The organism is Thermostichus sp. MS-CIW-23 (assembly GCF_054059455.1).
Genome location: NZ_JBSSCC010000009.1, coordinates 1 through 25,502, shown reverse-complemented (window position 1 = coordinate 25,502; position 25,502 = coordinate 1). Strand labels below are relative to the sequence as shown.

At 58.7% G+C, this 25,502-nt stretch carries 19 protein-coding genes, 2 tRNA genes and 1 pseudogene; 9 read left to right on the top strand and 13 right to left on the bottom strand.

Annotated elements, in window-relative coordinates; all coding sequences use genetic code 11:
- Positions 1 to 7 precede the first annotated feature (7 nt).
- The 3 genes from aspS (at position 8) to ACVW0B_RS04965 (ending at position 3,990) form a co-directional block, all read left to right on the top strand.
- Positions 8 to 1,813: an aspartate--tRNA ligase gene (aspS, locus tag ACVW0B_RS04975; RefSeq protein ID WP_011432789.1), complete on the top strand. Its 1,806-nt coding sequence runs from the start codon at positions 8 to 10 to the stop codon at positions 1,811 to 1,813.
- Between the two features lie 219 nt (positions 1,814 to 2,032).
- Positions 2,033 to 2,809: an enoyl-ACP reductase FabI gene (fabI, locus tag ACVW0B_RS04970; RefSeq protein WP_011432788.1), complete on the top strand. Its 777-nt coding sequence runs from the start codon at positions 2,033 to 2,035 to the stop codon at positions 2,807 to 2,809.
- A 32-nt stretch (positions 2,810 to 2,841) separates the two neighbouring features.
- A complete protein-coding gene (locus ACVW0B_RS04965; RefSeq protein WP_414341734.1) occupies positions 2,842 to 3,990 on the top strand; it encodes an AI-2E family transporter in 1,149 nt (382 codons plus the stop codon).
- Positions 3,991 to 4,143: 153 nt separating this feature from the next.
- Here ACVW0B_RS04965 and ACVW0B_RS04960 read toward each other — a convergent pair whose 3' ends face one another.
- Together ACVW0B_RS04960 and ACVW0B_RS04955 are read right to left on the bottom strand one after the other, a co-directional pair.
- Positions 4,144 to 5,040: a sulfatase-like hydrolase/transferase gene (locus ACVW0B_RS04960; protein WP_011432786.1), complete on the bottom strand. Its 897-nt coding sequence runs from the start codon at positions 5,038 to 5,040 to the stop codon at positions 4,144 to 4,146.
- Positions 5,028 to 5,468, bottom strand: coding sequence for a hypothetical protein (locus ACVW0B_RS04955; protein WP_238376922.1), 441 nt, complete (start codon positions 5,466 to 5,468; stop codon positions 5,028 to 5,030). Before ACVW0B_RS04955 ends, ACVW0B_RS04960 begins: the two co-directional genes overlap by 13 nt.
- 275 nt (positions 5,469 to 5,743) lie before the next feature.
- On the opposite strand from ACVW0B_RS04955, the gene ACVW0B_RS04950 reads away from it, so the two are divergent.
- Complete coding sequence (locus ACVW0B_RS04950; RefSeq protein ID WP_457491103.1) at positions 5,744 to 6,937, top strand: RNA-guided endonuclease InsQ/TnpB family protein; 1,194 nt, start codon at positions 5,744 to 5,746, stop codon at positions 6,935 to 6,937.
- Between the two features lie 125 nt (positions 6,938 to 7,062).
- Here ACVW0B_RS04950 and ACVW0B_RS04945 read toward each other — a convergent pair.
- Positions 7,063 to 7,134, bottom strand: a tRNA-Val gene (locus tag ACVW0B_RS04945).
- A 156-nt stretch (positions 7,135 to 7,290) separates the two neighbouring features.
- Between ACVW0B_RS04945 and ACVW0B_RS04940 the strand changes: the two genes are divergently transcribed.
- A complete protein-coding gene (locus ACVW0B_RS04940; protein ID WP_414349871.1) occupies positions 7,291 to 8,043 on the top strand; it encodes a segregation/condensation protein A in 753 nt (250 codons plus the stop codon).
- 151 nt (positions 8,044 to 8,194) lie between these two features.
- Here ACVW0B_RS04940 and ACVW0B_RS04935 read toward each other — a convergent pair whose 3' ends face one another.
- The 3 genes from ACVW0B_RS04935 to ACVW0B_RS04925 all read right to left on the bottom strand — a co-directional run bounded on the left by ACVW0B_RS04935 (position 8,195) and on the right by ACVW0B_RS04925 (position 11,624).
- Complete coding sequence (locus tag ACVW0B_RS04935; protein WP_457491102.1) at positions 8,195 to 8,650, bottom strand: DUF6679 family protein; 456 nt, start codon at positions 8,648 to 8,650, stop codon at positions 8,195 to 8,197.
- A gap of 117 nt (positions 8,651 to 8,767) precedes the next feature.
- On the bottom strand, positions 8,768 to 10,195 hold the full coding sequence (locus tag ACVW0B_RS04930) for a folate/biopterin family MFS transporter (RefSeq protein WP_457491101.1): 1,428 nt from the start codon (positions 10,193 to 10,195) through the stop codon (positions 8,768 to 8,770).
- 235 nt (positions 10,196 to 10,430) lie between these two features.
- Entirely contained in the window at positions 10,431 to 11,624 is a 1,194-nt protein-coding gene (locus tag ACVW0B_RS04925) for an RNA-guided endonuclease InsQ/TnpB family protein (RefSeq protein WP_457491100.1), read from the bottom strand.
- A gap of 308 nt (positions 11,625 to 11,932) precedes the next feature.
- Here ACVW0B_RS04925 and ACVW0B_RS04920 point away from each other — a divergent pair, with 308 nt between their 5' ends.
- Positions 11,933 to 12,844, top strand: a complete 912-nt coding sequence (locus ACVW0B_RS04920; RefSeq protein ID WP_457491099.1) for an alpha/beta fold hydrolase — start codon at positions 11,933 to 11,935, stop codon at positions 12,842 to 12,844.
- Here ACVW0B_RS04920 and ACVW0B_RS04915 read toward each other — a convergent pair.
- A complete protein-coding gene (locus ACVW0B_RS04915; protein WP_457491098.1) occupies positions 12,841 to 13,296 on the bottom strand; it encodes an HHL1-like protein in 456 nt (151 codons plus the stop codon). The genes ACVW0B_RS04920 and ACVW0B_RS04915 overlap by 4 nt on opposite strands.
- A gap of 143 nt (positions 13,297 to 13,439) precedes the next feature.
- Between ACVW0B_RS04915 and ACVW0B_RS04910 the strand changes: the two genes are divergently transcribed.
- Positions 13,440 to 13,513, top strand: a tRNA-Pro gene (locus ACVW0B_RS04910).
- A gap of 182 nt (positions 13,514 to 13,695) precedes the next feature.
- On the opposite strand, the gene ACVW0B_RS04905 is transcribed toward ACVW0B_RS04910, so the two are convergent.
- From ACVW0B_RS04905 to ACVW0B_RS04885, 5 genes are all read right to left on the bottom strand, one after another.
- On the bottom strand, positions 13,696 to 16,287 hold the full coding sequence (locus tag ACVW0B_RS04905) for a DUF3536 domain-containing protein (protein ID WP_457491097.1): 2,592 nt from the start codon (positions 16,285 to 16,287) through the stop codon (positions 13,696 to 13,698).
- A 295-nt stretch (positions 16,288 to 16,582) separates the two neighbouring features.
- The gene (mraY, locus tag ACVW0B_RS04900) at positions 16,583 to 17,629 is read right to left on the bottom strand and encodes a phospho-N-acetylmuramoyl-pentapeptide-transferase (RefSeq protein WP_414342713.1); all 1,047 of its coding nucleotides are present in this window, start codon (positions 17,627 to 17,629) and stop codon (positions 16,583 to 16,585) included.
- Between the two features lie 148 nt (positions 17,630 to 17,777).
- Positions 17,778 to 20,153: a phosphoketolase family protein gene (locus ACVW0B_RS04895; protein WP_457491096.1), complete on the bottom strand. Its 2,376-nt coding sequence runs from the start codon at positions 20,151 to 20,153 to the stop codon at positions 17,778 to 17,780.
- 111 nt (positions 20,154 to 20,264) lie between these two features.
- Entirely contained in the window at positions 20,265 to 21,380 is a 1,116-nt protein-coding gene (locus ACVW0B_RS04890) for a pentapeptide repeat-containing protein (protein ID WP_457491095.1), read from the bottom strand.
- Positions 21,381 to 21,402: 22 nt separating this feature from the next.
- Positions 21,403 to 21,777, bottom strand: coding sequence for a DUF1257 domain-containing protein (locus ACVW0B_RS04885; protein WP_457384385.1), 375 nt, complete (start codon positions 21,775 to 21,777; stop codon positions 21,403 to 21,405).
- Positions 21,778 to 22,711: 934 nt separating this feature from the next.
- Here ACVW0B_RS04885 and ACVW0B_RS04880 point away from each other — a divergent pair.
- Positions 22,712 to 23,671: a sigma-70 family RNA polymerase sigma factor gene (locus ACVW0B_RS04880; RefSeq protein WP_011432772.1), complete on the top strand. Its 960-nt coding sequence runs from the start codon at positions 22,712 to 22,714 to the stop codon at positions 23,669 to 23,671.
- 9 nt (positions 23,672 to 23,680) lie between these two features.
- On the opposite strand, the gene gcvT is transcribed toward ACVW0B_RS04880, so the two are convergent.
- Positions 23,681 to 24,805, bottom strand: coding sequence for a glycine cleavage system aminomethyltransferase GcvT (gene gcvT, locus ACVW0B_RS04875; RefSeq protein WP_414413391.1), 1,125 nt, complete (start codon positions 24,803 to 24,805; stop codon positions 23,681 to 23,683).
- Between the two features lie 256 nt (positions 24,806 to 25,061).
- On the opposite strand from gcvT, the pseudogene ACVW0B_RS04870 reads away from it, so the two are divergent.
- Positions 25,062 to 25,409, top strand: a pseudogene (locus ACVW0B_RS04870) (RNA-guided endonuclease TnpB family protein); the annotation flags it as partial.
- Positions 25,410 to 25,502: the final 93 nt, after the last annotated feature.

Genomic DNA, 25,502 nt, shown 5'->3' with positions numbered 1-25,502 from the left:
CTCTTCCATGCCTGCTGCCATCCATCGCCCGGCCCGCACCCTCTACTGTGGCGAAGTCCGCCCGGCCCACATTGGCCAGACCGTCACCCTCTACGGCTGGATCGACCGCCGCCGCGACCACGGGGGGGTGATCTTTCTGGATTTGCGGGATCGCTCTGGCATTGTGCAACTGGTGGCGGATCCGCAGAAAACTCCGCAGTCATATCCACTGGCGGGGGAAGTGCGCAACGAATATGTGGTGCGGGTAACGGGAACTGTCCAGCAACGGCCCCCCGACTCCTTCAACCCTCGCCTGGCCACCGGCGAGGTCGAGATCTACGCCGAACAGTTGGAAGTGCTCAGTCCAGTCGGCAAGCAGCTCCCCTTCAGCGTCTCGGGAGAAGAAGCAGAGGAAGTGCGAGAAGAGATCCGCCTGCGCTATCGCTACCTGGATTTGCGGCGGGAGCGCATGTCCCGTAACCTGCAACTGCGCCACCGGGTCATCCAGGCCATCCGCCGTTTCCTAGAAGACGAGGAGGGCTTTGTCGAGGTGGAGACTCCCATTCTCACCCGCTCCACCCCAGAAGGGGCCAGAGACTACCTGGTGCCCAGCCGCGTCAACCCCGGCGAGTGGTTTGCCCTGCCGCAGTCGCCCCAGCTCTTTAAGCAGCTGCTGATGGTGGCTGGCGTGGATCGCTACTACCAGATCGCCCGCTGCTTTCGGGATGAGGATCTGCGGGCGGATCGGCAGCCGGAGTTCACCCAGTTGGACATGGAGATGAGCTTCATGGATCAAGAAGGGATCCTGGAGCTCAACGAGCGACTGATCTGCCATATCTTCAAAACTGTCAAAGGGATCCACCTGCCCCGTCCCTTCCCGCGCCTGACCTATGCCGAGGCCATGGCCCGCTACGGCTCCGACAAGCCTGACACCCGCTTTGGGATGGAGTTGGTGGATGTTTCGGAGGTGTTTCAGGGATCCCGATTCAAAGTCTTCGCCAAAGTGCTGGCTGAGGGCGGTTTGATCAAAATCCTGCCAGTGCCCGGCGGCGATGAAAAGATCTCCAACACCCGCATCAAACCAGGCGGGGATCTGTTCAAGCTGGTCACCCAGTATGGGGCGGGCGGCTTGGCCTTTATCCGGGTGCGGCCCGACAGCCTCGATACCATCGGCGCCCTGAAAGAGAGCTTGAGCCCCGAGCAGGAGAAGCGGTTGCTGGATCTCACCCAGGCCAAGCCAGGGGATCTGTTGCTGTTTGGGGCAGGGCCGGCGGCAGTGGTGAACGAGTCTTTGGGCCGGCTGCGGCTGCACCTGGGCCAGGAGCTGGGTTTGATCCCAGAGAACGCCTTGAATCTCCTCTGGATCACCGACTTTCCCATGTTTGAGTTCAACGCCGAAGAAAATCGCCTGGAAGCCCTGCACCACCCCTTTACCGCCCCCCACCCCGACGACTTGGCCGACCTGAAAACGGCGCGGGCCCAGGCTTATGACCTGGTGTGGAACGGCGTGGAAGTAGGAGGGGGATCCCTGCGGATTTACCAGCGGGAAATTCAGGAGCAGGTTTTTCAAGCGATTGGCCTCACCCCCGAACAGGCGCGGGACAAGTTTGGCTTTTTGTTGGAAGCCTTTGAGTATGGCACCCCGCCCCACGGCGGCATTGCCTACGGCCTGGATCGGCTGGTGATGTTGCTGGCCGGGGAAGATTCCATCCGGGATGTCATCGCCTTTCCCAAAACCCAGCAGGCGCGATGTTTGCTCACCGGCGCTCCTTCCAGCGTTGAGGCGAAGCAGCTCAAGGAACTGCACGTTGCTTCCACCTATCAGCCCGGTTGAGGGAGGTATCTTCCAACGACCACGGGTGCTCGATGATTTCGGCACGGGTAACAGGGCTGCGGAGATCCAGCAGACAATATTCCTTTTCAACCAAAAGGACTTTCATTGTGGAAGCCGGGCCTTTTTAACGGGAGTTCAGGAGTGCCTGGGATCCCTTCTCCCAGCCCCAGCTCCCACCTGTGGGAGGATAGAAAGGAATACACCCCTACTTTTTTTGCCATGCTACAGCTGACGGGAAAGAAAGCCTTGGTAACCGGCATTGCCAACGAGCGCTCCATTGCCTGGGGCATTGCTCAGCAACTGCACAAAGCGGGGGCCAGCCTAGGGGTTACCTATCTGCCGGACGAGCGGGATCGCTTCAAAACCAAAGTTCAGCAACTCACGGATCCCTTGCAGCCAGATTTTCTCCTCCCCTGCGACGTGCAAAGCGATCAGCAGATCAGCGATCTGTTTCAGGGGGTAACCGAAAAATGGGGTCAGGTCGATATTCTGGTTCACTGCCTGGCCTATGTCAAAAAAGAGGAGCTGAGCGGCAACTTCAGCGATATCTCGCGGGAGGGGTTTGCCCTGGCCATGGATGTGAGCACCTACTCCCTGATTGCCCTCTGCCGGGCTGCCAAGCCCCTACTGAGATCCGGCAGCAGTGTCCTCACCTTGACCTACTTGGGAGGAGTGCGAGTGGTGCCCAACTACAACATGGCTGCCGTCACCAAAGCGGGCCTGGAAACCTGTGTCCGCTACCTGGCTGCCGAGCTGGGCCCTGCCGGGATCCGGGTGAACGCCATTTCTGCCGGCCCAATCCGCACCTTGGCCTCATCGGCCATTTCCGATTTTCATGCCATGCTGCATGCTGTGGAGGAGAAAGCTCCCCTACGGCGCAATGTCACTCAAATAGAGGTGGGCAATGTGGCGGCTTTTCTGGCCAGCGACCTGGCCAGCGGCATTACCGGCCAGGTGATCTACGTGGATAGTGGGTATAGCATCCTGGGTTTTTAAGCGCTTTGGGATCCCTTGGGGATGGCTCCGGCATGAATCGCTTCTCACCCTTGCAGCGGTTGCTGCTCACCTGGATCTTGATCGTCATCAGCGGCTGGCTGGCCATACAGGTGGGTCGGCTGTTTGGGCATTTGCTCACCACCATCCTGACAGCGGCGGTGCTGGCCTTTTTGCTCAACTACCCGGTGCAGGTGCTGCGGCGCTATCGGGTCAGTCGAGGTTTGGCGGTCACCCTGGTCTTTGCTCTCTCGGTGGTGCTGCTGGTCTTGGTGGGGATCGCCGTGGTGCCGGTCTTGGCCAAGCAAGTGGTGCAGCTGGGGGCGCGGATCCCAGAGTGGGTGGACACCTTACAAAATTGGCTCGACCAGATTAGCCTTTGGGCCGCCGAGCGCAACATCAACCTTGGCCAGACGGAGCTGGTCAATACCCTTCTCAACCGCCTGCAGGCCAGCGCCGAGAAAATTGCCGGCCAATCCCTGGATCTCCTTCTGGGTACGTTCAACCAGGTGATCGACTTGGTGCTGGTGCTGGTGTTGGCCCTCTACATGCTGCTCTACGGGGGCCAGTTCTGGCAGGGGTTGCTCAGCCTCTTCCCCAAACCTTGGGGGCCGCGCATTGGCGAAGCCCTAGCCCTCAGCTTTCAGAACTTTCTGATCAGCCAGTTGGTGTTGGGGTTCATCATGGCCCTGATGCTGGTGCCGGTTTTTGGGTTTTTGCGGGTACCTTTCGGGCTCCTGTTTGGCCTGCTGATCGGCCTGCTGGAGGTCATCCCCCTGGTGGGGGGGGTGATTGGCATTGGGGCGGCGGCGGTGTTGCTGGCCTTTCAGGACATTTGGCTCAGCCTTAAAGTGGTGCTGGTTTCCCTGATCGTGCAGCAGGTGAAGGATCGGGTCATCGCCCCCCGCCTGATGGGAGAGCTGATCGGGCTAAATCCAGTGTGGATCTTGATTGCCCTGTTGGTGGGGGCGCAACTGGGGGGCATCCTGGGCGTGATCGTCGCCATTCCCCTCAGCAGTGTGGTGAAAAGCCTTTACGAGATCGCCCGCTCTGCCGACCTGGCCGCCGAAGATGGGTTGGGTTCCGGTGTAAAAGGATCCCCGCAAGGGCTCCGTCCGAGTAGCGCCAACGGCGAACCCCGCCGGGATCCTACCCTGCCCAAGCCGGAGACCCAGCAGATCTAGCTGCTCCAAAAGGGAAGAGGCTCTGCCCATGCGATTCAGGCGATCGCGTTAACCGGCAGGCAAACAGAGGCTCAATCCTGGTAAGCCCAGTTGCTGGGCTATCGATGGCCACCCTTGTCCTCAGGGAGAGGGGCTGGGGGTGAGGGCCTCATCCTAGCGAATTTTGCCCTCGATAAAGGGCACCTCCAGCACTTTTTCGTGGTGGATAGGGCCGTGGCCGAAGTAGCCTCCCTCCCCAAACAGTTCGCCGTGATCGGCTGTAACCGTGATGTAGGTGTTTTTGGGAACCAGGTCGAACAGCTGTTCAAAGATCCCATCCAGGTAGCGCACCGCCTGGATCTGTCGCTGCCGTAGCTCTTCCAACTGGGCCGAATCGAAAAAGGGGATCCCGTCCTCTTCTCCTTCATCCAGCCGCTTCAACACCCCATTCACCCCCGAGATGCGGGGCCACAAGCTGGGATCCTCATCGGGCAGCGCGTAGGGATAGTGAGTTTCGCCCACGTTTAACAGGTAAAAGCTGGGGCGATCCGGCTCGAAGCGCAACTGTTCCACCATGGCCGCCATATCGTTGTGCTGGGGCATGAGGCGGTAGGAATCGAAATCCCGATTCAGCAGCGTGCTGGGGTTGAGCACCGGCATGGAGACCATGGCGTGGGTGGTGTAGCCCAGTTGATGCTTCAGCAGCGTCGGCAAATAGAGATGAGGCAGCAGATGCTTGAACTCAATGGGTTGCCGGGTGCCGAGCCGCTCGTTGTAGCGCAGATAATCTTGCTTGTAGTGCTCGGACGCAAAAACGTGGATGGGGCTGGTGTGGGGCAGCAGGCCCATGAGCAGGTTGTAATGGGCAGGGGCCGTCCAGGAAGCGTAGCTCCAGCGCTTTTCCAGAGGGCCCAACTTCAGCAAGTGCTTGGGGTTGGCCGCCAGCAAGCTGTCGAAGCGGCAACTGTCTAGGACGATGAGCAGATAGTTGTTCTGTCCCCGCGGTTCAGGGCGGGGGTCGGGCTCAGACGCAGGAGCGGCAGACGATTTCCACCAGTTTAGGAATCCCATCCTTCCTCCTCCTCGTCGGCGTAGGGCCGCTGGACAATCCGCCAGTTGGGAGCTGCTGCCGCATCGTCGTCCTCAGGAGCGGGATCGCGAATGCGTTCCGGCGGGATATTGGAATAGGAATAGCGGCCTGCTTGGGGATCCGGCTCGTACTCCGGCAGATCTTGGGGCAAATAGTGGTCGGGGGGAATCAGCTGGGCTTCCAAAAAGCGAACTCGGTCGCTCAACTGAGTTAACTTACGGATTGCCTGTCGCTGGAACACCCGGTCGTGCAATCGCCAGGAGCCTACATACAAAAATCCCAGCCCCATCCCTGCCCCATAAGAGGCCAATAGCACCAACGATAGAGGAAGCGGGGATCCCGATTGCCCACCCACCACAACCCTTGCCGGGGATCCCCAGTTTTGGATGAGGAGAACGAGCAGGCTCAAGATCCACAAGCCCAGGAGTATGAAGCGAAGGTTTCTGATCGCGTTAGCGGGACGAAATTCTTGCATGGCCTCAACCCTACCCTTTATTAGGCTACCATTCTTCCCTTTCTCCACTGGCCTGGCAGCAAAGACGCTGGAAGCTCAAGCGGAGTTGTTCTCAACAGCCATTAGCCCTCTCCCTAAGGCGCGCTTCAGCTTACTAGCGCAGGAGCCCCGCACTGTACCCGTAGGGTCACTGCCAGGAGGAATGCGCTTTGATGAAGTACAATGAACTTATGAGCCAAGTCCTGACGATATCCTGCAAGCTCAAGGTGTCCCCGTCGCAAGCCGCCAAATTGGACGCGACGATGGATGCCTTTGTACAGGCATTGAACTGGGTCAACCAAAACACACCAGAAAAAGTAGTCAACGCAGTCAAACTCCAATCCCTTTGCTACTACGAGATTCGAGCCCGGTTTGGCTTGTCCAGTAACTTGGCTCAACAGGTGTGCAGACGGGTAGCGGGTTCCCGCAAAGTGGCTAAGCAGAAAAAGCGTCCCGTCAAGGAGTTTAAGAGCGGCTTTGTTACCTACGACGCCCGTATCTTTTCGTTCCGTCAAAAAGACTGGACGGTGTCGCTGACCACGGTGGAAGGGAGAGAACGCTTTGAACTGGTCATTGGCAACTACCAGCGTGGGATGCTGGCTGGTTCCAACCCAAAAGCTGCCACCCTGGTCAAGCGCAAAGATGGCTCCTACTACATCCAGATTTGCGTAGAGAAAAAGCCACCCAAGCAACAAGATACCGACAAGGTGATCGGGGTGGACTTGGGAAGGACAGATATTGCCCATACATCGGAAGGAGATAACTGGAATGGACAGCAGTTGAACAGAGTCCGCGACCACTACTCCCGGTTGAGGGCGGTACTCCAACGCAAAGCCAGTAAGGGCACACGCAGTTCGCGGCGCAGATGCAGAGAACTGTTGCAACGGCTGTCTGGCAAGGAGAGGCGCTTTCAGGCGTGGGTCAATCATCGCATCTCCAAAGCTATTGTCTCTAGGGCAAAGACCACAAACAGCGCTATCGCCCTGGAAGACCTGACAGGGATCCGGGAAAGAGTCAATCAACAGCCGCGCAACAAGGCCGAACGGCGCAGAACCAACAGTTGGGCGTTCTACCAGCTACGCCAGTTTCTGGAATACAAGGCGAGAGTTGCAGGGGTTTCTCTGGTTCTTGTGCCGCCTGCCTACACGTCGCAGACCTGTCACAAGTGTTTACACATCCATCCCGACCCTGCGCAATCCTACCGCAGTGGCAAGTCGTTCAAGTGTGGGCACTGTGGATGGGAAGGAGATGCGGATTTGAATGGTGCGAATGTGATTGCGCTCTTGGGGGCTGTCGTAAACCAGCCTAGAGGTTCGGGCTTGTTTTGTTCTCTGGTAGAGCAGAACAGGCTCAGGGCTACTGAAAGCCCGCTCCGTACCGCTTAGCGGTCGGAGTCGGGTAGTTTACGGAGACCCCGGGGCGGAAAAAGTCGTTTCTAGCCGCCTGTATCTCTCCTCCAGGAGAAGGACTTGGACTGTTGAAGCTCGCTGCAGGAGCAGGTTTGCGGGTATGGGCGGTACAAGATTCGAACTTGTGACCCCTTCCGTGTGAAGGAAGTGCGCTACCACTGTGCTAACCGCCCGCAGATACCACTCTAGCAGCTATCGACTAGAGCAGGATCTCTATATTACCACGTCAGCGATTGAGCCAGAGGATTCGGATCGGCATGGGAGATGGCTAGAGATAGCCGGGATCCGGCCTGAGGGCTACAGTAAGGGTCAGGGAGCTGTGGGGTGCTATGGCCTACTCACCGACCGAAGAGGCAATTGCTCTGCTCATTGATTTGGCAGAACGAGGCGAGATCGATCCCTGGGATGTGCAGGTCATCGAGGTTATCGATCGCTTTCTGGCCCGTATGGCTCCCACCAGTAGCAGCCATGACCTGTCTGAGTCGGGACAAGCCCTGCTCCACGCTGCCATGTTGGTCTATCTTAAGGCGATGGCTTTGGCAGAACCAGAAGCAGAAGAAAGTGAGCCCAGCCCGGTGGAGGTAGAAGTGGATCCCTGGCCAAGCTGGTCTTTGGCGCACTTGGATCGCGTGTTGCAACCCAGGGCAGCACCCCGTCTTCAACGTACCCGGCCCATCACCCTCAAAGAACTCATCGCCCACCTGCAAGAGCTGGAAACCCTGCTGGAACACCAGCCCGAAGCTGCCCCAAAGCCGCTGGCCCAACGGATTTCTCGCCAGCAAGCGCTGTCGGCTATCACTCAGCTAGCCCACCCGGAAAACCTTTTGGAAACCACCGCCGAGCTAGAATCTCTGCTGGCTCAGCTTTGGCAGCAGGGTCTGACCCAGATCAGCTTTGTCGATCTCCAGCAACACTTTTGCCAAAAAAGCTATCAAAACGGCAGCAGCGGGACCATTCACCCCATTCAAGTCTTCTGGTCATTGCTGCTAATGGCTGCCCGCTCTCAGGTGGAGCTGTGCCAAGAGGAGTTCTACGGCCCACTGACCATCCGACCCTGCACAACTGAGGGCCTGGCAAAGTAGATCCCGCCCTTGGGATCCCCTTCATCTGCCAAGGTGAACTCTAGAGAACTTTTCTGGCCGTGGCCGGGCCATCCACCTCTAGGCTTCTGAGCTGGCGTCTGAACCTGAGGATGTCAAGCGCTCTTCTGCGCCGCTCTGGCAAACGGAGAACTCAATCCGTGCCTTCAGCATCGTGCCGGGCACGATCCGCCCGTTTGAGATCTTCCCCACTGGAGCGCACCGGCAGCTCGGCAGGAGCCTCCCGATCCAGGTAGTAATCCTCCACGAGGCGCTCGCCGCTGGGATGATCTTCTCCTTCGGTAGGCAACAGTGGCGGATGCAGCAATTCAGCCGGAGGGCAGTCTTCTGAGGTGAGCAAATCTGACGTGCTGAGCATCCCCTTGGGAATGGTGGAAAGGCGCTGAGCAACAGCTCCAATGCTTTCCAGGCGAATCATCTCCTCCCAGGAGCAGATCTCCTCCTCATCTTCTGTCTCGTAGCGAACTAGGATGGTGTCCCCTTCGATATCGAGGATCTTGGCCCGTTCCAGCCAGCGTCCCTGATCCCGCAGATAGATCCACACATCCTTGCCTTCGCGGCTGAGTTGATAGATCCTACGATGAAGCACGGTCCCCTCCTGAAGTGAAAGATCCGAGTGAGTTGTGGGGGCTACCCAGCTCATCCCTCCATCTTAGCGTCTGGACACCGAGGCTGTATGCCTTTCCCGAGGGCAGACAGAGTCTCTTTAGGTTGGGTCGGTTTCGGCCAGAGAGACCCCTTCCATCGCCAAGGCTGTCTCCGCTTCTTCTGCCTGCACATCCCGCAGAAAGGATTCCAGAGAGGCATGGGCTTCCGCCTCCAGTTCTGCTCCGCCAAGGGTCATGCTCTCTTCCGGCAGCCAGCCCAAAAACGGCAGGGGCAAGAGGGTAGAAAGGTTGGTCAGGATCAGCAGCAGCCCCAGCCGGCTGAAATCGGTCTCCGTTACCCCCAGCCCATGCATCAGCAGGGATCCCAGCTCTTGGGAGAGAAACCCCGCCAAATTAAAGGCCGACATCAGCAGAGCAAAGAGGGTGGCCTCGATCCCAGGGGGGCAGAGGCGGGCGGCCAAGACCAACACCGGCATAAAGGCAATCTGTCCTGCCACCGTCAGCACCAGGCTGTCCCCCAAGCTAAACCAATGATCGTCGATGCCCCAATCCCGGTTGAGGTGATAGACCAAGATAAGGCTGGTCAGGCCCAACGCCGCCGAGATCACCGTCATCCAGCCGAACAGGGGCCGCAGTGGGAGCCGCCGCAGGTACACTTGGAAGATCCCTACCCCCAGCAAACTGGCGATGCTGGTAACCAAGCGCACCTGACCCAAAAATTCCGGCCCAAAGCCGAGATCGTTGGTGACAAAGTAAAAAAGAGCCGCATCGGCGCTGGGAGTGGCCTGCCAAACGAACACAAACAGCACCGGCAGCAAAATGCTGGGTTGCCGCAGCGCCCGCCACACCTGCCCCACCTGTTGTTGCAAGGGATCCCAGCCCTGGGACAACGCCACCGGTTGATCGGCAATAACCCAAGCTGCCAGAGCGATGAACAACGGCAAAAAGGCCGTCAGCCCAAACACCACCTGCGGCGGATAATGGGCCAAGAGCGCTCCTCCCAAATAGGCGGTGAGCAGGGATCCCAAGGCCGTTGCTCCCCAAGTTAAAGATTGCAGCGTGCCCGTCCCCGCCCAGTCACTGCCGTGTACCCGCTCCACCACCAGCGAATCTACGATTACATCCCCTACCGCCACCGCCAGGGATCCCAAAACCATCCACAGGGTGGCCAGACCAGCCGTCGGTGCCCACAGGGCCATCCCCAGCCAAGCCCCACACCCCAGAAGCCCTGACAACAAGAGGTAGGGACGACGCCGATAGCCCGCCACCGGTACGGTATCCGACAGCAGGCCGTAGAGGGGCTTGAGGATCCAGGGGCTCATGGCAACGCCCATCAACGCCGCCACCTGAGACGGGCTGAGGCCCAAGCTATCCTTCAGGTAAAAGCTGGTGGCCAGCCGTGCCAGCCCCACCGCCCCCTGCACAAAGTACACCAAGAGGATTCCGAACAATTCCGGCGTCCAGTGGATATCCCGCAGCGGGGTCAGGGTGGATTGGTGCAGCCGTTGCAGCAGAGGATGAATCATGAGCGGTCGCAGTGTAGCGAGATGTTAGTTGGTGCGGTGTTGCCTTGGCAACAGCAAAACCATAAGAATCTTAACAGTCTCTTCACCTTAACCTGTCCAACTGGCTTCCGGCTCCGACCTCCTTGGACGGGTTGCGCTTCCCAGCGCTCTTTCTGCTCAACCCAGCCGAGCTACAAAATCTACAAAATAATGAGGTCGAAATGAGGTCGAAAGGTAAACTACCCGGCTCCGACCGCTAAGCGGTACGGAGCGGGCTTTCAGTAGCCCTGGGCCTGCTCTGCTCTACCAGAGAACAAAACAAGCCCGGACCTCTAGGCTGGTTTACGACAGCCCCCAAAAGCGCAATCACATTCGCACCATTCAAATCCGCATCCCCTTCCCATCCACAGTGCCCACACTTGAACGACTTGCCACTGCGATAGGATTGCGCAGGATCGGGATGGATGTGCAAACACTTGTGGCAGGTCTGCGACGTGTAGGCAGGCGGCACAAGAATCAGAGAAACCCCTGCAACCCTCGCCTTGTATTCCAGAAACTGGCGTAGTTGGTAGAACGCCCAACTGTTGGCCCTGCGCCGCTCGGCTTTGCTGCGGGGTTGTTGATTGACTCTTTTCCGGATCCCTGTCAGGTCTTCCAGAGCAATAGCGCTGTTGGTAGCTTTTGCCCTAGAGACAATAGCTTTGGAGATGCGATGATTGACCCACGTTTGAAAGCGTCTCTCCTTGCCAGACAGCCGTTGCAACAGTTCTCTGCATCTGCGCCGCGAACTGCGGGTGCCCTTACTGGCTTTGCGTTGGAGTACCGCCCTCAACCGGGAGTAGTGGTCTCGGACTCTGTTCAACTGCTGTCCATTCCAGTTATCTCCTTCCGATGTATGGGCAATATCTGTCCTCCCCAAGTCCACCCCGATCACCTTGTCGGTATCTTGTTGCTTGGGTGGCTTTTCCTCTACGCAAATCTGGATGTAGTAGGAGCCGTCTTTCCGCTTGACCAGCGTGGCGGCTTTTGGGTTGGAACCAGCCAGTATCCCACGCTGGTAGTTGCCGATGGACAGCTCAAAGCGCTCCCGACCCTCCACCGTGGTCAGCGACACCGTCCAGTCTTTCTCGCGGAATGAAAAGATACGTGCATCGTAGGTAACGAACCTACGCTTGAACTCTTTAACTGGACGGTTGCGCTGTCTCGCCACTTTGCGAGCGCCGGCCACCCGTCTGCAGACCTGCTGGGCCAAGTTACTGGACAAGCCGAATCGGGCGCGAATCTCGTAGTAGCAAAGGGATTGCAGTTTGACCGCATTGACGATCTTCTCCGGCGTGTTCTGGTTGACCCAGTTCAGTGCCTGCACAAAGGCATCCATCGTCGCGTCCAATTTAGCGGCTTGCGACGGGGACACCTTGAGCTTGCAGGATATGGTCAGGATTTGGCTCATAAGTTCATTGTACTTCATCAAAGCGCATTCCTCCCGACACTGACCCTACGGGTACAGTGCGGGGCTCCTGCGATTTCTAGCTGATCCCCGGGTGCTATGCCATCCAGCCAAGGGCGGGGATCCCAAGAAGTCCAGCATGCTTTCGTCCCATGTTGACCGGCCCAACCCCACCTCGGCGGCACCTGAACCCGCAACTGCAGCAGCAGGCAGGGCAGTAGAGACGGGAGACAAAGGCATTCCGAAGCTATGATGAACAGGGATGGCTCTGAGTTTCTACCTACATCTTTAACTGGGTCTGTTTTCAGGCTGTGCTGACTGCTTCTTCTGCCGGTTCTGCGGTTGATGCCATTGCTCCTTTTGCTCCCCAAGTCTGGAGCTGGCGCGGACATGCCATTCGCTATGTGGTGCAGGGATCCGGATCCCCCCTGGTTTTGGTGCATGGATTCGGGGCTTCCATCGGCCATTGGCGGCACAACATCCCCGTGCTGGCTGCGGCAGGATACCGGGTCTATGCCCTGGATTTGCTCGGGTTTGGCGGCTCGGCCAAGCCTGCCCTCCCCTACACCCTGGATCTCTGGGCGGAGTTGCTGGTGGATTTTTGGCAGCAGCACATTCAGCAGCCTGCTGTGTTTATCGGCAATTCCATTGGTGCCTTGCTCAGCTTGATGATGGCTGCCCGGCATCCCCAGTTAACAGCAGGGGCGGTGCTGCTCAACTGCGCCGGGGGACTGAACCATCGCTCCCATGAGCTCAGCCCGATTTTCCGCCTTTTCATGGGTGTTTTCACCGCTCTGGTGGCCTCTCCGGTGACGGGGCCATTTTTGTTTGATCGGGTGCGGCAGCGGCAGCGTATTCGCGCAACTCTGGAGCAGGTGTACCGCAACCCCGCCGCCATTACGGATGAGCTGGTGGAGATTCTCTATGCCCCTTCCTGTGATGTGGGCGCTCAGCAGGTGTTTGCCTCGATTCTCACCGCTCCCCCTGGCCCAACTCCTGAAGCCCTATTGCCTCAGGTGCGCTGCCCGCTGTTGGTGCTCTGGGGAGAGGGGGATCCCTGGACGCCCATTCAACGGGGTCGCGGCTTTCAAAACCACGTGAAAGGGATCGACTACCAGTTCTTGCCCATTCCCAATACAGGCCATTGCCCCCACGACGAGCGCCCAGAGGTGGTCAACCCTCTGATTTTGGGCTGGCTGCCCAGGGCCTTTGCGGCGGTCTAAGCTTTTTTGGAGGTTCCTTTGCCGGAGAGGCCCAACCAACCTCGGATTTTGGCCATCCAGACTTGAAGGGGTGAAGGCTGGGGACGGATCGCCACCTGGATCGGCTCGTCTTGGAAGTCCTTGTCCTTGAGGCGAAACCCAAACTCCAGCTCGTCTTTCACTTTGCCAAGACGGGGGAACAGCCTGACGGCTGCTTTTTTGAGTTCTTCCTCATTTTGGAAAATGGCTTGGTGAATGGCGCTGGAACGTCCCACTGCCAGGGATCCCACCGGCAGCCAAGGATTGGGCTGGCCAGGCGCGGGCTGGCGACGGCGGGCAAAGATGTTGAACTCCGGCATCCCCTTGGCTTTCAGCTCGTCGTACCGTTGGGCGGCTTCCTTACGCTTGGCAGTGTTGGAGCTGGCCGGTTTTTTCTCAGGCTTGGATTTGCGAAAACCCTTAGACGGATTCATACTTGGGCTGACGAGAGGGGGGATTTTTGCAGCTTAGCGCAGATTGGATCCCCTTCTCTGCTGGGGATCCCTTGTCCTCATTGTCCGTAGCCGGCGTGCTATACTTGTTGAGCTTCGGCGGGCGGTTAAAGGGGCCTGTCAGTCGGGATGTAGCGCAGCTTGGTAGCGCACTTCGTTCGGGACGAAGGGGTCGCAGGTTCGAATCCTGTCATCCCGATAGGCTTGAAGTTCACTTAGCTGTCAACTGGTAGTTTTTCGGGTCAGGGTGAGACGCCTGGGCTGCTGAGAAAAGCCCTACAAGCCTGTGCATTATTGCTCCGCAATGCTGACGCGAAGATGCGACGACGCGACCAACGTTTTGGGTGTAGGTGCAGTGTCCTATTTTGAATTGAAATGACCCTAATCTTGGAGTTGTAAGTGACGCAGCCAGGCATTGACGTTGACCCGAATTCGCTGCCCAACCTGTAAGAGGCGGTGCAGGTTTTCGGCAGAAATGTCTCGGCAGTCTTCTTGGGGCCAAGCTGGGCAACGCGGGCCAATTTGACGCTCCAGCGCTGTCAGATAGAGCTCTTGCAGGCGATCCAAGTTGATGGGCAGGCGCAGGTCTGCAGCCAATTGCAGCCATTCTTCCAGGTTGTAGAGCTGTTCGCCGAAGGTCTCCGGCTCAAAAGCGTGGGCAAGGTGCCACATCCCCCGCTGTAGGAGCCGATCCAGAACCCGGGCTGCCTCTTCCCGCCGCAACTGACACCCCAACTGCTCGGCCTCGCGCACAATTGCCCGCAATTCCAGCAGGTGATCCCGCTTGCCCTCTTCCATTTCCATCGCCCGCAAACTGGTCAACAGGCGTTGGTTGAGGGTGATCTGAGCGGCAGCCAACAACTCTTCCGGGATCGGCAGGCCGTCGGCCCGAAAGGCCATCAAGACCCCGTAATTGTCCAGGTAGGTTTGGCGGTAGAGCTGGGCCAGGCGGTCTAGGGTATCTTGGGTGAGCCAGCGCATCATCTGCTGCCGGTCTTCGTCGTCGAGGGCGTTCAAGTCGAAGGTTTCCGGCCCAAATAGGTCTTGCAGGGTCAGGATCATCTGGATCCGACTGTGGGATCCGGCCAGCAGCCGCGCTTTTATCTGCTCGTAGATGCGCCGCCCGGCAAACGGCTTGACGCCACATTGAAAGTCCCAGCCGCCGAGATGGAGCATGGCGTAGATCAGGTCGTGCTCTTCGCGGGTGGTGGGAAAGGAGAGCTTCACCCGCCCGATAGCCAGTGTCGATCCTCCTATCGTCAGGCGATCTTGATCCACTTGATCCAGCACATATCCTTGGGAACGGGGGATCCCGTTAAACAGGGAAAACATGGCGTGCTGAGCCACCAGCCGTTGCGGGCTGATCAAGCTGGGGCGCACCAAGGCGCAATAGACCCCCTTGCCGTCTCTGTAGAGGTCGAGGTTGCTGGGGGCCTTGCTCAGGCGCTGCAAAAACTCCTCTTCTAGGTTGACATCCGCCACTGCTGCTGCCAACTGGATAGCCCGTGCCGCGTAACGCAGGATCTGCACCCCTTCAGGACGGGATAGCTCCTCGAAAAACCAGCCACAACTGGTGAACATCAACTGGCTGTAGCGCTGCATCTCCAACAGGCGCAGCACTTGCACCCGATCTTCGGCGGTGAGGCGGTGGCTTTGGTGCTCCTGCAAAAAGGCATCACAGCGCTCCCGATCCAAAATCACCTCGATGTAACGATCCCGCGCCAGCCAGGGATCCCGCAGGTAGGCTCTGGCCTCCGTCTCGTAGATCTCGGCCAGCTGATCCCGCAGCCAGTTGAGGGCCTCCCGCAGCGGTTGCCGCCAGCGTTGGTGCCACCCTCCCACCGCTCCGCAGCCACAGTCTCGCGACCACCGTCCTACCCCGTGGGCACAGCTCCAGGCGGTGACCGGTTTCAGTTGCACCTCCCAAGTGGGGGGATGTTGGCTGAGAAAATGGCTGTAATTGCCCACCTGCCAGCCCCGGCGGGGAAATTCCTCGCAAAAGGCATAGGCCAGTGTGCGTTCTACACCCCGCTTGTGGTGGCCAAAAGTCTCGCCATCGGTGGCACAGTTGATCAGATAGGCTTCCCCCTCTTTGTCCGGGCGCAGAGCGGAACGGATCCGCTCCGCCAGAGAGTGGGTGCTGTAGACGATATCCCCAAAGCCCAAGTCACGGGAAATGGGGCCATCGAAAAAGAAAATATCCAAGTACCCCTCCCGATCGGGGGTAAAGCAGCGGTAGGGCCGACGGGGATCGATCTGGCCTTGGCTAACGTCGATCCACTCCGTTTGTCCCAAGGGGCGAATGCGCTGCGCTTGGCTGGGGGCCAAAATGACGAAGCGGATCCCACATTCGACCAAGGCCGTGACCGTTGCTGCATCAATGGCGGTTTCGGCCAGCCACATCCCCTGGGGATGGCGCCCAAAGCGGTGTTGAAAATCGGCAATTCCCCAGCGGATCTGGGTGTACTTGTCTCGCTCGTTGGCCAGGGGCAGGATGACGTGGTTGTAGACTTGGGCGATGGCATTGCCATGACCCTCCAGCCGCTCAGCGCTGAGGCGGTCGCCGGCCAAAATGCGTTGGTAAACTTCAATGTCATGCTCCTCTAACCAAGAGAGGAGAGTGGGGCCGAAGTTAAAACTCAGGAATTCATAGTTGTTGACAATGCGCACCACCCGTCCTTGGTCGTCCAGAACGCGGGCAAAGGCGTTGGGGCGGTAACATTCCGCCCAAATGCGCTCGTTCCAGTCGTGAAAGGGGCTGGCGCTCGGCTGTCGCTGAATGCGGTTGAGGCAGGGATCCTCTCGGGGCGGCTGATAGAAATGGCCGTGCAACACCACGTACGGCCGCGCAGAGGAAAGCTCAGCAGCACCTGCCGGAGAAGGAGCCGCTTGCATCGGCGGGTCGGAGACCAAATCGCTGTGGCCTGACTGTGCCGCTGGCCTATCGGAATTTTTGGAGCCACTCGGCATCATGAGATTACACTCCTTTTAGAGGCCTCCAACTGGGTTACAGGGGAAGGCAATGTTAACTTAAGTTCATATCCATACGTTACAGCGATCCCCGATCTGCAACGGTGAATGTAAAAGATTCAGTTGGAAATTTGACAGGGAACAAACATCGGTCAGTAATCTTTGCGTTTTCCTCACAACAGAAGGGATCCCGGGACTTAGCGGGTGGGGGCCGATCTGCCAGTGGCCATTTCCCACGCCGAACAACCCGTTTGAGGTCAGGCCCCCATTGGAATCCCGGTGGATCCCCAGCTCGAACTCACATTCCGGTCCAGTGCCACCAGGCCCAGCCCAGCCCCACCAGCAGCGCCGTTATCCCATAGAGGGATCCCACCACCTGCACCTCCGACCAGCCCCCCAGCTCCAGATGGTGGTGCAAGGGCGACATGCGCAACAGCCGTCTGCCTGTGCCGGTTTTGCGTTTGGTGTATTGGAAGTAGCCCACCTGCAGCATCACCGACAGCGCCTCTGCCACCAGCACTCCCCCCATCAGGGCCAAGGCCCAGAGCTGATCCCCCAGCAGCGCCAACCCGGCCAGAGCGCCCCCCAACCCCAGGGATCCGGTATCGCCCATGAACAGCCGCGCCCGGTGGTGGTTGTGAACCAGGAACCCCAAGCAGGCACCGCTCAGGGTGAAAGCCAACACCGATAGCTCTGGATCCCTGTGAAGGAGCCCCAGCCCAATCAGCAGGATGGCCACCACCCCTGCCGCCAAGCCGTCCATACCATCGGTGAGGTTTACGGCATTATTGGTGCCCACCAACACAAACAGGGCCAAGGGCCAGAACAGCCAGCCCAGAGAGAGGGTGCCTATCCCCGGCAAGGTCAGACTGGTCGGGATCCCCTGCCAGGCCAGGTAGACACAAAACCCAAGGGCAACTCCCACCTGGAGCAACAGCTTGTGTTGGGGAGACAACCCCTTGTTGGATTGCTGTCGGATCACCAGCCAATCGTCCAGCCAGCCGACAAAGCTGTAGGCCAGCGTGAGCAGCGCGACGGCCAGCCAATGGGGATCCCAGCCGTTCGCGTAAGCGGGCCGTAGGCCTTTCCAGATCCCGGCCACCAGCAGCCCCACGGGCAAAAAGCTGATCCCGCCCATGGTGGGTGTGCCTGCTTTTTTCTGGTGGGATTGGGGCCCCTCCTGGCGGATCACTTGCCCCGCCTTCCAGCGCCGCAACCCGGGGATGAGCAGGGATCCCAGCAGGGCCGAACCCAACGCGCTCAATCCAAAAGGAACGACCACCTGGGGGCGGATCCCAATCACAAGGGCCGAGAGGGCTAAACCCAGCCCCAGCGAGAGCGCCATCCCGCCCCACTCTGTTTCTTCCACCTCCAGATCGGGAAGTGTATCCGCATCCACCCTTTCTGAACCCCTCACACCCTCAACCTCCAAACCCTCAAAAACTCTATCCTGCCAGAGCTCAGAGGCGAAAGTTAGTTGAGTGGGGATCCCTTCAATAGGGCCACTTCCAGTTGCGCACCTCCGGCAGATCTTCCCCGTGTTTGCAGATGTACTGCTTGTGCTCCACCAGCTTGTCCCGGATAAGCTGCTGGACGTGATCCCGCCGGTACTTGAAGCGATCCACCCGCTCCAAGACGTCGTTGGCCAAGTTAAAGCGATCCACCTGGTTGAGAACGCACATGTCGAAGGGGGTGGTGGTGGTGCCTTCCTCCTTGTAGCCGCGCACGTGCAGGTTGTGGTGGTTGGGACGGCGGTAGGTGAGGCGGTGGATGAGCCAAGGATAGCCGTGGAAGGCAAACACGATGGGCTTGTCGGGGGTGAAGATACTGACAAACTCCTTGTCGCTAATGCCGTGGGGGTGTTCGCTGGGCGGCTGCAGCTTCATTAGGTTCACCACGTTCACCACCCGGATCTTGATCTCCGGCAGGTGCTGCCGCAAAAAGTCCACCGCCGCCAGGGTTTCCATGGTGGGCACATCGCCACAGCAGGCCATGACCACATCCGGCTCTGAACCCTGATCATTGCTGGCCCATTCCCAGATTCCCAAGCCCTGGGTGCAGTGTTTGATGGCCGCATCCATATCCAGGTACTGCAGGGCCGGCTGTTTGCCTGCCACGATCACGTTCACGTAGTGGCGACTGCGCAGACAGTGGTCGGCCACCGAGAGCAGAGTATTGGTATCCGGGGGCAGGTAGACGCGGATGATTTCGGCCTTTTTGTTGACCACGTGATCCAAAAAGCCGGGATCCTGATGGCTAAAGCCGTTGTGATCCTGCCGCCACACGTGGGAAGTCAGCAGGTAGTTGAGGGAAGGGATGGGCCGCCGCCAAGGAATGTGACGGGTGGTTTTCAGCCACTTGGCGTGTTGGTTGAACATGGAGTCCACCAGGTGGATGAAGGCTTCGTAACAGGAGAAGAACCCGTGTCGCCCGGTCAACAGGTAGCCTTCTAGCCAGCCCTGACAGACGTGCTCGCTGAGGATCTCCATCACCCGTCCATCTGGGGAGAGGTGCTCGTCGCAATCGTAGATGGGAGCTACCCAGGTGCGGTCACTGGCCTCAAACACAGCATCCAAGCGGTTGGAAGCCGTCTCGTCGGGGCCAAAGAGGCGGAAGTTGTGGGGGTTGAGCTTCATCACATCCTGCAGAAATTGCCCCAGCACTCGCGTGGCCTCGGCTTCGGTGGTGCCGGGGCGGGGGACAGGCACGGCGTAGCGGCGGAAATCTGGCATTTTCAGCTCCTGCGTCAGCAGGCCGCCGTTGGCGTGGGGCAAAGCGCCCATGCGTTTTTCCCCTTTGGGGGCCAGCTCTTGCAGCTCCGGCAGCAGACGGCCATTTTCATCGAAGAGTTCTTCCGGCTTGTAGCTGCGCATCCAGTCTTCCAGAGCTTTGAGGTGATCGGGTTTTTTGGCCAGATCCGCCAGGGGCACTTGGTGGGAGCGCCAGAAATCTTCCACCTTTTTGCCGTCCACCTCTTTGGGGCCGGTCCAGCCTTTGGGGGTGCGCAGGATGATCATCGGCCATTGGGGACGAGTGGGATCCCCTTTGCTGCGGGCATGCTGCTGGATTTCTTGGATCTCGTGGATCACCGTGTCCAAAGTGGCGGCCATCAACTGGTGCATCTCTGCCGGCTCGCAGCCTTCCACAAAGTAGGGCTTGTAGCCGTAGCCCACAAACAGGCTTTGCAGCTCTTCACGGCTGAGGCGGGCCAAAACAGTGGGATTGGCGATCTTGTAGCCGTTCAGGTGCAGAATCGGCAGCACTGCTCCATCGTGGATGGGGTTGAGGAACTTGTTGGAATGCCAGGAAGCGGCCAAGGGGCCGGTTTCCGCTTCTCCATCCCCCACCACACAGGCCACCAGCAGATCGGGGTTATCAAAGGCAGCCCCAAAGGCGTGGGCCAGGGCATAGCCCAGTTCTCCCCCCTCGTGGATGGAGCCAGGGGTTTCCGGAGCCACGTGGCTGGGCACGCCGCCGGGGAAGGAGAATTGCTTGAACAGCTTGCGCATGCCTTCGGCGTCTTGGCCGATGTTGGGATACACCTCGCTGTAGGTGCCTTCCAAGTAGGTGTTGGCCACCAGAGCAGGGCCACCGTGGCCGGGGCCGGTGATGTAGAGGATGTTGAGGTTTTCCCGTTTGATGATGCGGTTGAGATGCACGTAGATGAAGTTCAACCCGGGTGTGGTGCCCCAGTGCCCCAGCAGGCGTGGCTTCACATGTTCCAGTTTTAGGGGTTCTCGCAGCAGCGGGTTGTCCATCAAATAGATTTGCCCGACCGACAGATAGTTGGCGGCCCGCCAGTAGGCATCCATTTTGCGAAGCTCGTCGGCGGTGAGCGGTTTTGTCGAGAGCTGTTCTGCCAGAACCATAGCTGTACCCCATAGGTATCTCTACTCCTATGGTGATCCGGGTTTGCCCAATTGCCGGGGGATCTTGGGATTCCTTTGGATTTGGCTCATTGGGTGAGCGGTAGGCACCTGTTACCACCACCAGGGCTTGATCGGGGTGCCGTCGGGAAAGATCAGGCCGGCAATCCGGGATCCGCTGTGCTTTAACCCTTCGATCTGAGCTCCTTCCAGGTTGGCTTGGGTTAGGTTGGCCCCGCTGACATCGGCCCGCCGCAGGTTAGCCCCCTGAAACTGGGCCTGACGCAGCTCGGCGCCGCTGAGATTGGCCCCTTCCAGGTCGGCATTTTGCAAGTTGGCCCCCCGCAAGTCCGCCCGCTGTAGGTTGGCTCCCCCCAAGTCCGCTCCCTCCAGGTTGGATCCACGCAGATCGGCCCGGTTCAGATCCGCTCCCCTCAGCCGGATCTGACAGAGCACCAGTTCCCGCAGATCGGCTTTGCTCAGGTCTTGGCCGGAGAAATCCTGTCCCTGTCCCCCCCAGTTCTGCAACTGCCAGATGTGGCGCACCCGTTCTTCTAGGTGGGTCTCTTCCGAAAGCCGGGATCCCCGCAGGCTGGTGCCGCTAACTTTTACCCCCCTCAGGTCGGATCCCCGCAGATCGGCTCCCTGTAAGTCGGCTCCGCTCAGCTTGGCCCCTTGCAAATCCGCTTGGCGCAGATCCGCCCGGCGCAGCCGGGCGCCGTTGAAGTTGCAAAAGCGCAAGTTGGCCCGCCTCAGGTTGGCCTCCCACAGGTTGATCCCCCCCAGCCGTGCTTCTTGAAGGTCGGCTCCCTCCAGGTCTGCATAGGCAAAATCCCGCTCCCCCCGCCGATAGGCCACGATCACCCCTTGCGCTCCCCCCACCGGGCGAAAAGGGCTGTAGGTGCGACAGGCCCGTTCTGCCTCCGGCTGGCCAAGCTGAGACAACAGCCGCCAAGCTGCCAAGCGGACTGCCCAAGAGCTATTGCCGGCGAGGGCTTCAATGAGTTCGGCCAGGCCCGCCGACCCGTACTGCAGCAACTGGGGCAGGGTGGCCAAGCGCACGGCTTCATCGCTGTGGGCGAGTCGTCGCCGCGCCCCCTCGAGACCTCCCAGCACTAAGGCATGGGCCGGGGCGCTCCCGGTTGCCATTTGCCCCCCCAACACCAGATCCCAAGGTTGGGGCCGGGATCCCTGGTCAGTCCTGACAGCCGGCTGAGGCTTACCTACCATGGGCGGATGCCGATGGGCCTAGCTATACCCAACGCCCCACCACCACGCGGATGGTGCCATCCTCCAGCACTTCTTCGGCCTCGATGGTATAGCCCTGCTCACGGGCTGAGCGCAGCAAACTTTTGTGGGCGTAGCGCTGCAAAATCGGCTCCAGGAAGGTCTTGGGATCGATGCCCGCCCCCCACAGATCGGCCACCAGCTCGTAGTGATCCCCGTTGCGACGAAACCCGATGTCGAAGCCATTCTTTTGCCGGATCACCAGATCGGCGCGGGTGCGGTTCCAGAGATAGCCCCGCAGGCTGGCATTCCGCTGCACAGCGTAGCCCAATTCCTTCAGAGTCTCTTCCAGGAGATCGGCGTCTTTGATTTGCACTTGCAGGGTGGTGAAGTGAGACATGGCCCTTCCAATCCTTTGACCGATGGAGACCGGATCCTCACTATAAAGCGCCCTTGGGGTGGTGGAAGAAATGTAAACCATCCTGCGGTGGGTCGAGCGAGCGGAACGCAGCTCCCCCTTTCTCCCGCAGGAGTGCAACACACCTGGGCCTGGAGGGTCGCTGGGCTGGCCTGACCTGCCTTCTTATGTAGGCGCGCGCTGCGGCATTCGCGATAGCGGTACGGAGCACCAAGGCTGAGGCATCCGCGCCTGGCGTGTTCGGTAACACAGAAATCTTGGATCTACATCTAGAGTCTAAAGTCAAGAATTGACGATAGTCTCCACTATGTTTGGAGGCAGCAGCAAAAATCTGTCCCACAGGGATCTGTTCTCGTCTGTCTCCGGCTGGAATTGCCGGCGATGAGGTACCAAACCAGCCCCAAGCCGTTCCAAAAACCCGCCGATGACCCTTGCTGTGCCTTGCCAAGTAAGCTTTTCCGATGGCTCTGCGAACAAAAATACTCATCTCTAGTCCCACAAATTGGATGAAAAAATTGCTTTTTTGTCTCTTGAAGATCTCTTGAAGATCTGATTTGGTACCAAAAACTGGTCAAGCAAGTGGAATAATTTTTTCAATCTATCTAGAACTTAAGATTGAGTTTATAAAATAGTTGATCTCTTCCCTCCTACTTAAGGTAGAGTTACTACTCAATAAAAAAGGACTTAAAGCACTGCCGGTAGTGTCTAGTGAAGCAGCCTCAATAAATTTAGTGAGTCAAACACCGAGTTCTGGATTAGATTTTTCGAAGTCAAAGCCTTTACGAAAAGGCTTTTGTGCTGGTATGAATAAGGTGCCGTTTGCAGAAAGGTCAGCTTCGTGTGTAGGAAGAGGGCCCGATGCAGCAGGAGAAGTAGAGATTCTGACAGGACATGAATTTATGGTGTGGGGTTTGATATGTCAGAAAGTCTTGACTTGCAAGATGCGGTGGGGCGTTTCTTAAAGACGATTGGCCGCTACTCGTTGCTCACCGCTGAAGAAGAGCTCCGCCTGGCTCACCAGGTGCAGCGGATGGTGACGCTCTTGGAGCAACGGCAGCCCCATGAGTCTGTGGAAGGTTGGAGCCAGCGGCTGGGGATCCCTTTAGCAGAGCTGCAGCAGATCCTGCGGCAGGGGGAAGCAGCCAAGAAACGAATGGTGGAGTGTAACCTCCGCTTGGTGGTGTCGATTGCCAAGCGCTATCGCAATCGAGGCTTGCCGTTTCTGGATCTGATTCAGGAAGGCACCATCGGCCTCACCCGCGCCGTGGAAAAGTTCGATCCCACCCGTGGCTACAAGTTCTCCACCTATGCCACTTGGTGGATCCGGCAAAGCGTGAACCGGGGCATCCAAAACAAGGGGCGGATGATCCGTCTGCCGGCCCACATGTACGAAAAGGTCTCCCAGGTGAAGCGGCGCTACCGCGAGTTATCTGCCGAAAGGGGATCCCGTCCCCAAGCGGAAGAAGTTTTTGATTCTCTGGATATTGGCGATAACTACCGGGAGCTGATCACCCGCCACATGGCAGAGATGCGTTCCTTGAATGTGGGGGTAGGGGATGAAGACGGCACCGAGCTGCAGCACTTCATCCCAGATGAAGACAACGACCCTGTTGAACACCTAACCCAGCTTGCCCGTCGAGAGGAAGTCCGCGCGCTGGTGGGCCAACTGAGTGAACGAGAACGACAGGTGATCGTGGCTCGCTATGGGCTGGATGGATCGAGGGGCCTAACGCTGCGGGAAATTGGGGAGCACATCGGCCTTTCGCGAGAGCGAGTCCGACAAATTGAGCGGCGGGCCTTGCGGAAATTGCGGCGGCTGCAACAGGAATACTCCACGCCCAAAGCTGCCAAACCCTGGGTTAACGGGAACCTGTAACCGTTTGCGTCAGCGGTGCGCAGCACTGTAGAAAGGTTTTTTCACCACTTCGGCAGGCTGGCGCTGCCCCCGAATTTCAATTTCCAGCCGGGATCCCACCTTGGCCCAAGCCGGAGCGACATAGCCCAAGCCGATGCCGTAGCCCAAACTGGGAGAATGGGTGCCGCTGGTTACCCGTCCGATCGGCTCAGGGGAGTTGGGAGCGTAGATGGCATAGCCGCTGCGGGGGATGGCCGGATGCAGCATGCGAAACCCCACCAGGTGGCGAGGGATCCCTTGCTGCCGTTGGCTTTCGATGGCGGGCTTGCCGATGTAGTCCCCTGGGTTGTTCACCAACCAGCCCAAGCCGGCTTCTAAGGGAGTGGTGCTCTCGTCCATGTCCTGCCCGTAAAGATGGAAGGCAGCCTCCAGGCGCAGGGTATCGCGGCAGCCCAGCCCACAGGGTTGTACGCCGGCCTGAATCAGTTGCTCCCAAAGGCGGATGCCGTCTTCGGGGCTGAGCATGACTTCAAAGCCATCTTCTCCGGTGTAGCCAGTGCGGGCCACGAAGATAGACTCTCCCAAGGCTCCCGCCGCTCCGGCAAACTGACCGTGCTGAAACCGGCGCAAAGCCTTCAGGGATCCCTCCAAAAAGGGCTGGAGAACCTGTTCGGCTGCCGGCCCCTGCACCGCCAACAAGACCCGAGTGTCGGAGTGATCCTGAAGGTTGACTCCGGGGATCCCTTGGAAGTGGTGGTTGAGCCAATCCCAATCCTTCTGCCGGGTAGCTGCATTGACGATCACGCTCCAGTGCTCCAGCTCACCCTCCGGTGGATGCCGGTAGAAGATGACATCATCCAAAATGCCCCCCAGTGGATTGAGCAGGACGGTGTAGCGACCGGATCCCACAGGAACGGCGCTCAGATCGCTGGGAACCAGACGGCTGAGGTGGGATCCCAGCTCCGGCCCCCAGAGGGTGAACTTGCCCATGTGGGAAATGTCGAATGTCCCCACCCTCTCCCGCACTGCCCGATGTTCTGCTATCACTCCCCGATACTGCAGCGGCATTTCCCAGCCGGCAAAAGAGACAAATCGCGCCCCCAAAGCTTGATGAAGGGAGAACAAGGGGGTGCGTTGCAGAGGCGTTTGGCTCATCAAGGGATCCTCAGCGGTCTAAAGACTAAAAGGTCAAAGACTAAAATAAGTGCAGCATCGCCCATTTCTCGGAGCTTGTGCCATGCGCCTTCTCCACACCATGATCCGCGTCGGCAACCTGGAGCGCTCCCTGCGGTTTTACCGAAAAAACGCCGTAAAGCCCTGCCCTTGAGGGTAGGGATGTAAGGCGCAGACCGTTTTATCCCTTCAGGAACGCTGTTCGCGGTAGCGGTGCGTAGCACTTTAAAATAGCAATATGTTGGTCAGAGAAGCCAAGCTGCTCAACGGCACAGCAGAGCAGTACCAAGCTCTGGATGAAGCCATTCGCACTGCGCAGTTTGTGCAAAACAAGTGTCTACGGTACTGGATGGATAACCGGGGCGCGACCAAAGCGGTTCTGTATTCCCTCTGCAAGGACTTGGCCAAAGAGTTCCCCTTCGCCCGCCAGCTCAACTCTGCCGCCCGTCAAGCTAGTGCCGAAAGAGCTTGGTCTGCCCTCTCCAACTTCTACCGCCGTTGCAAGAACAAAGAGCCAAGGAAAGGCTATCCGCAGTTCAAGAAGAACTGTCGGTCGGTCGAGTACAAGCTGTCCGGCTGGAAGCTACAGCCTGTTAAGGGCTCAAGGGGTACAATAGCAGCACTTAGCAAACCAACTTCGGAAGGAGGATGGATTGATCAGTAGTAAAGAAGTCTTCAC

What these genes read in the sequence shown, in the direction of transcription:
- ACVW0B_RS04940 (WP_414349871.1), top strand. Translation starts at nt 7,291, where the DNA reads ATGGCCTACTCACCGACCGAAGAGGCAATTGCTCTGCTCATTGATTTG.
- ACVW0B_RS04890 (WP_457491095.1), bottom strand. Translation starts at nt 21,380, where the DNA reads ATGGTAGGTAAGCCTCAGCCGGCTGTCAGGACTGACCAGGGATCCCGG.
- mraY (WP_414342713.1), bottom strand. Translation starts at nt 17,629, where the DNA reads ATGGCGCTCTCGCTGGGGCTGGGTTTAGCCCTCTCGGCCCTTGTGATT.
- ACVW0B_RS04965 (WP_414341734.1), top strand. Translation starts at nt 2,842, where the DNA reads ATGAATCGCTTCTCACCCTTGCAGCGGTTGCTGCTCACCTGGATCTTG.
- ACVW0B_RS04930 (WP_457491101.1), bottom strand. Translation starts at nt 10,195, where the DNA reads ATGATTCATCCTCTGCTGCAACGGCTGCACCAATCCACCCTGACCCCG.
- ACVW0B_RS04895 (WP_457491096.1), bottom strand. Translation starts at nt 20,153, where the DNA reads ATGGTTCTGGCAGAACAGCTCTCGACAAAACCGCTCACCGCCGACGAG.
- aspS (WP_011432789.1), top strand. Translation starts at nt 8, where the DNA reads ATGCCTGCTGCCATCCATCGCCCGGCCCGCACCCTCTACTGTGGCGAA.
- ACVW0B_RS04885 (WP_457384385.1), bottom strand. Translation starts at nt 21,777, where the DNA reads ATGTCTCACTTCACCACCCTGCAAGTGCAAATCAAAGACGCCGATCTC.
- ACVW0B_RS04915 (WP_457491098.1), bottom strand. Translation starts at nt 13,296, where the DNA reads ATGAATCCGTCTAAGGGTTTTCGCAAATCCAAGCCTGAGAAAAAACCG.
- ACVW0B_RS04880 (WP_011432772.1), top strand. Translation starts at nt 22,712, where the DNA reads ATGTCAGAAAGTCTTGACTTGCAAGATGCGGTGGGGCGTTTCTTAAAG.
- gcvT (WP_414413391.1), bottom strand. Translation starts at nt 24,805, where the DNA reads ATGAGCCAAACGCCTCTGCAACGCACCCCCTTGTTCTCCCTTCATCAA.
- fabI (WP_011432788.1), top strand. Translation starts at nt 2,033, where the DNA reads ATGCTACAGCTGACGGGAAAGAAAGCCTTGGTAACCGGCATTGCCAAC.
- ACVW0B_RS04950 (WP_457491103.1), top strand. Translation starts at nt 5,744, where the DNA reads ATGAGCCAAGTCCTGACGATATCCTGCAAGCTCAAGGTGTCCCCGTCG.
- ACVW0B_RS04925 (WP_457491100.1), bottom strand. Translation starts at nt 11,624, where the DNA reads ATGAGCCAAATCCTGACCATATCCTGCAAGCTCAAGGTGTCCCCGTCG.
- ACVW0B_RS04960 (WP_011432786.1), bottom strand. Translation starts at nt 5,040, where the DNA reads ATGGGATTCCTAAACTGGTGGAAATCGTCTGCCGCTCCTGCGTCTGAG.
- ACVW0B_RS04905 (WP_457491097.1), bottom strand. Translation starts at nt 16,287, where the DNA reads ATGATGCCGAGTGGCTCCAAAAATTCCGATAGGCCAGCGGCACAGTCA.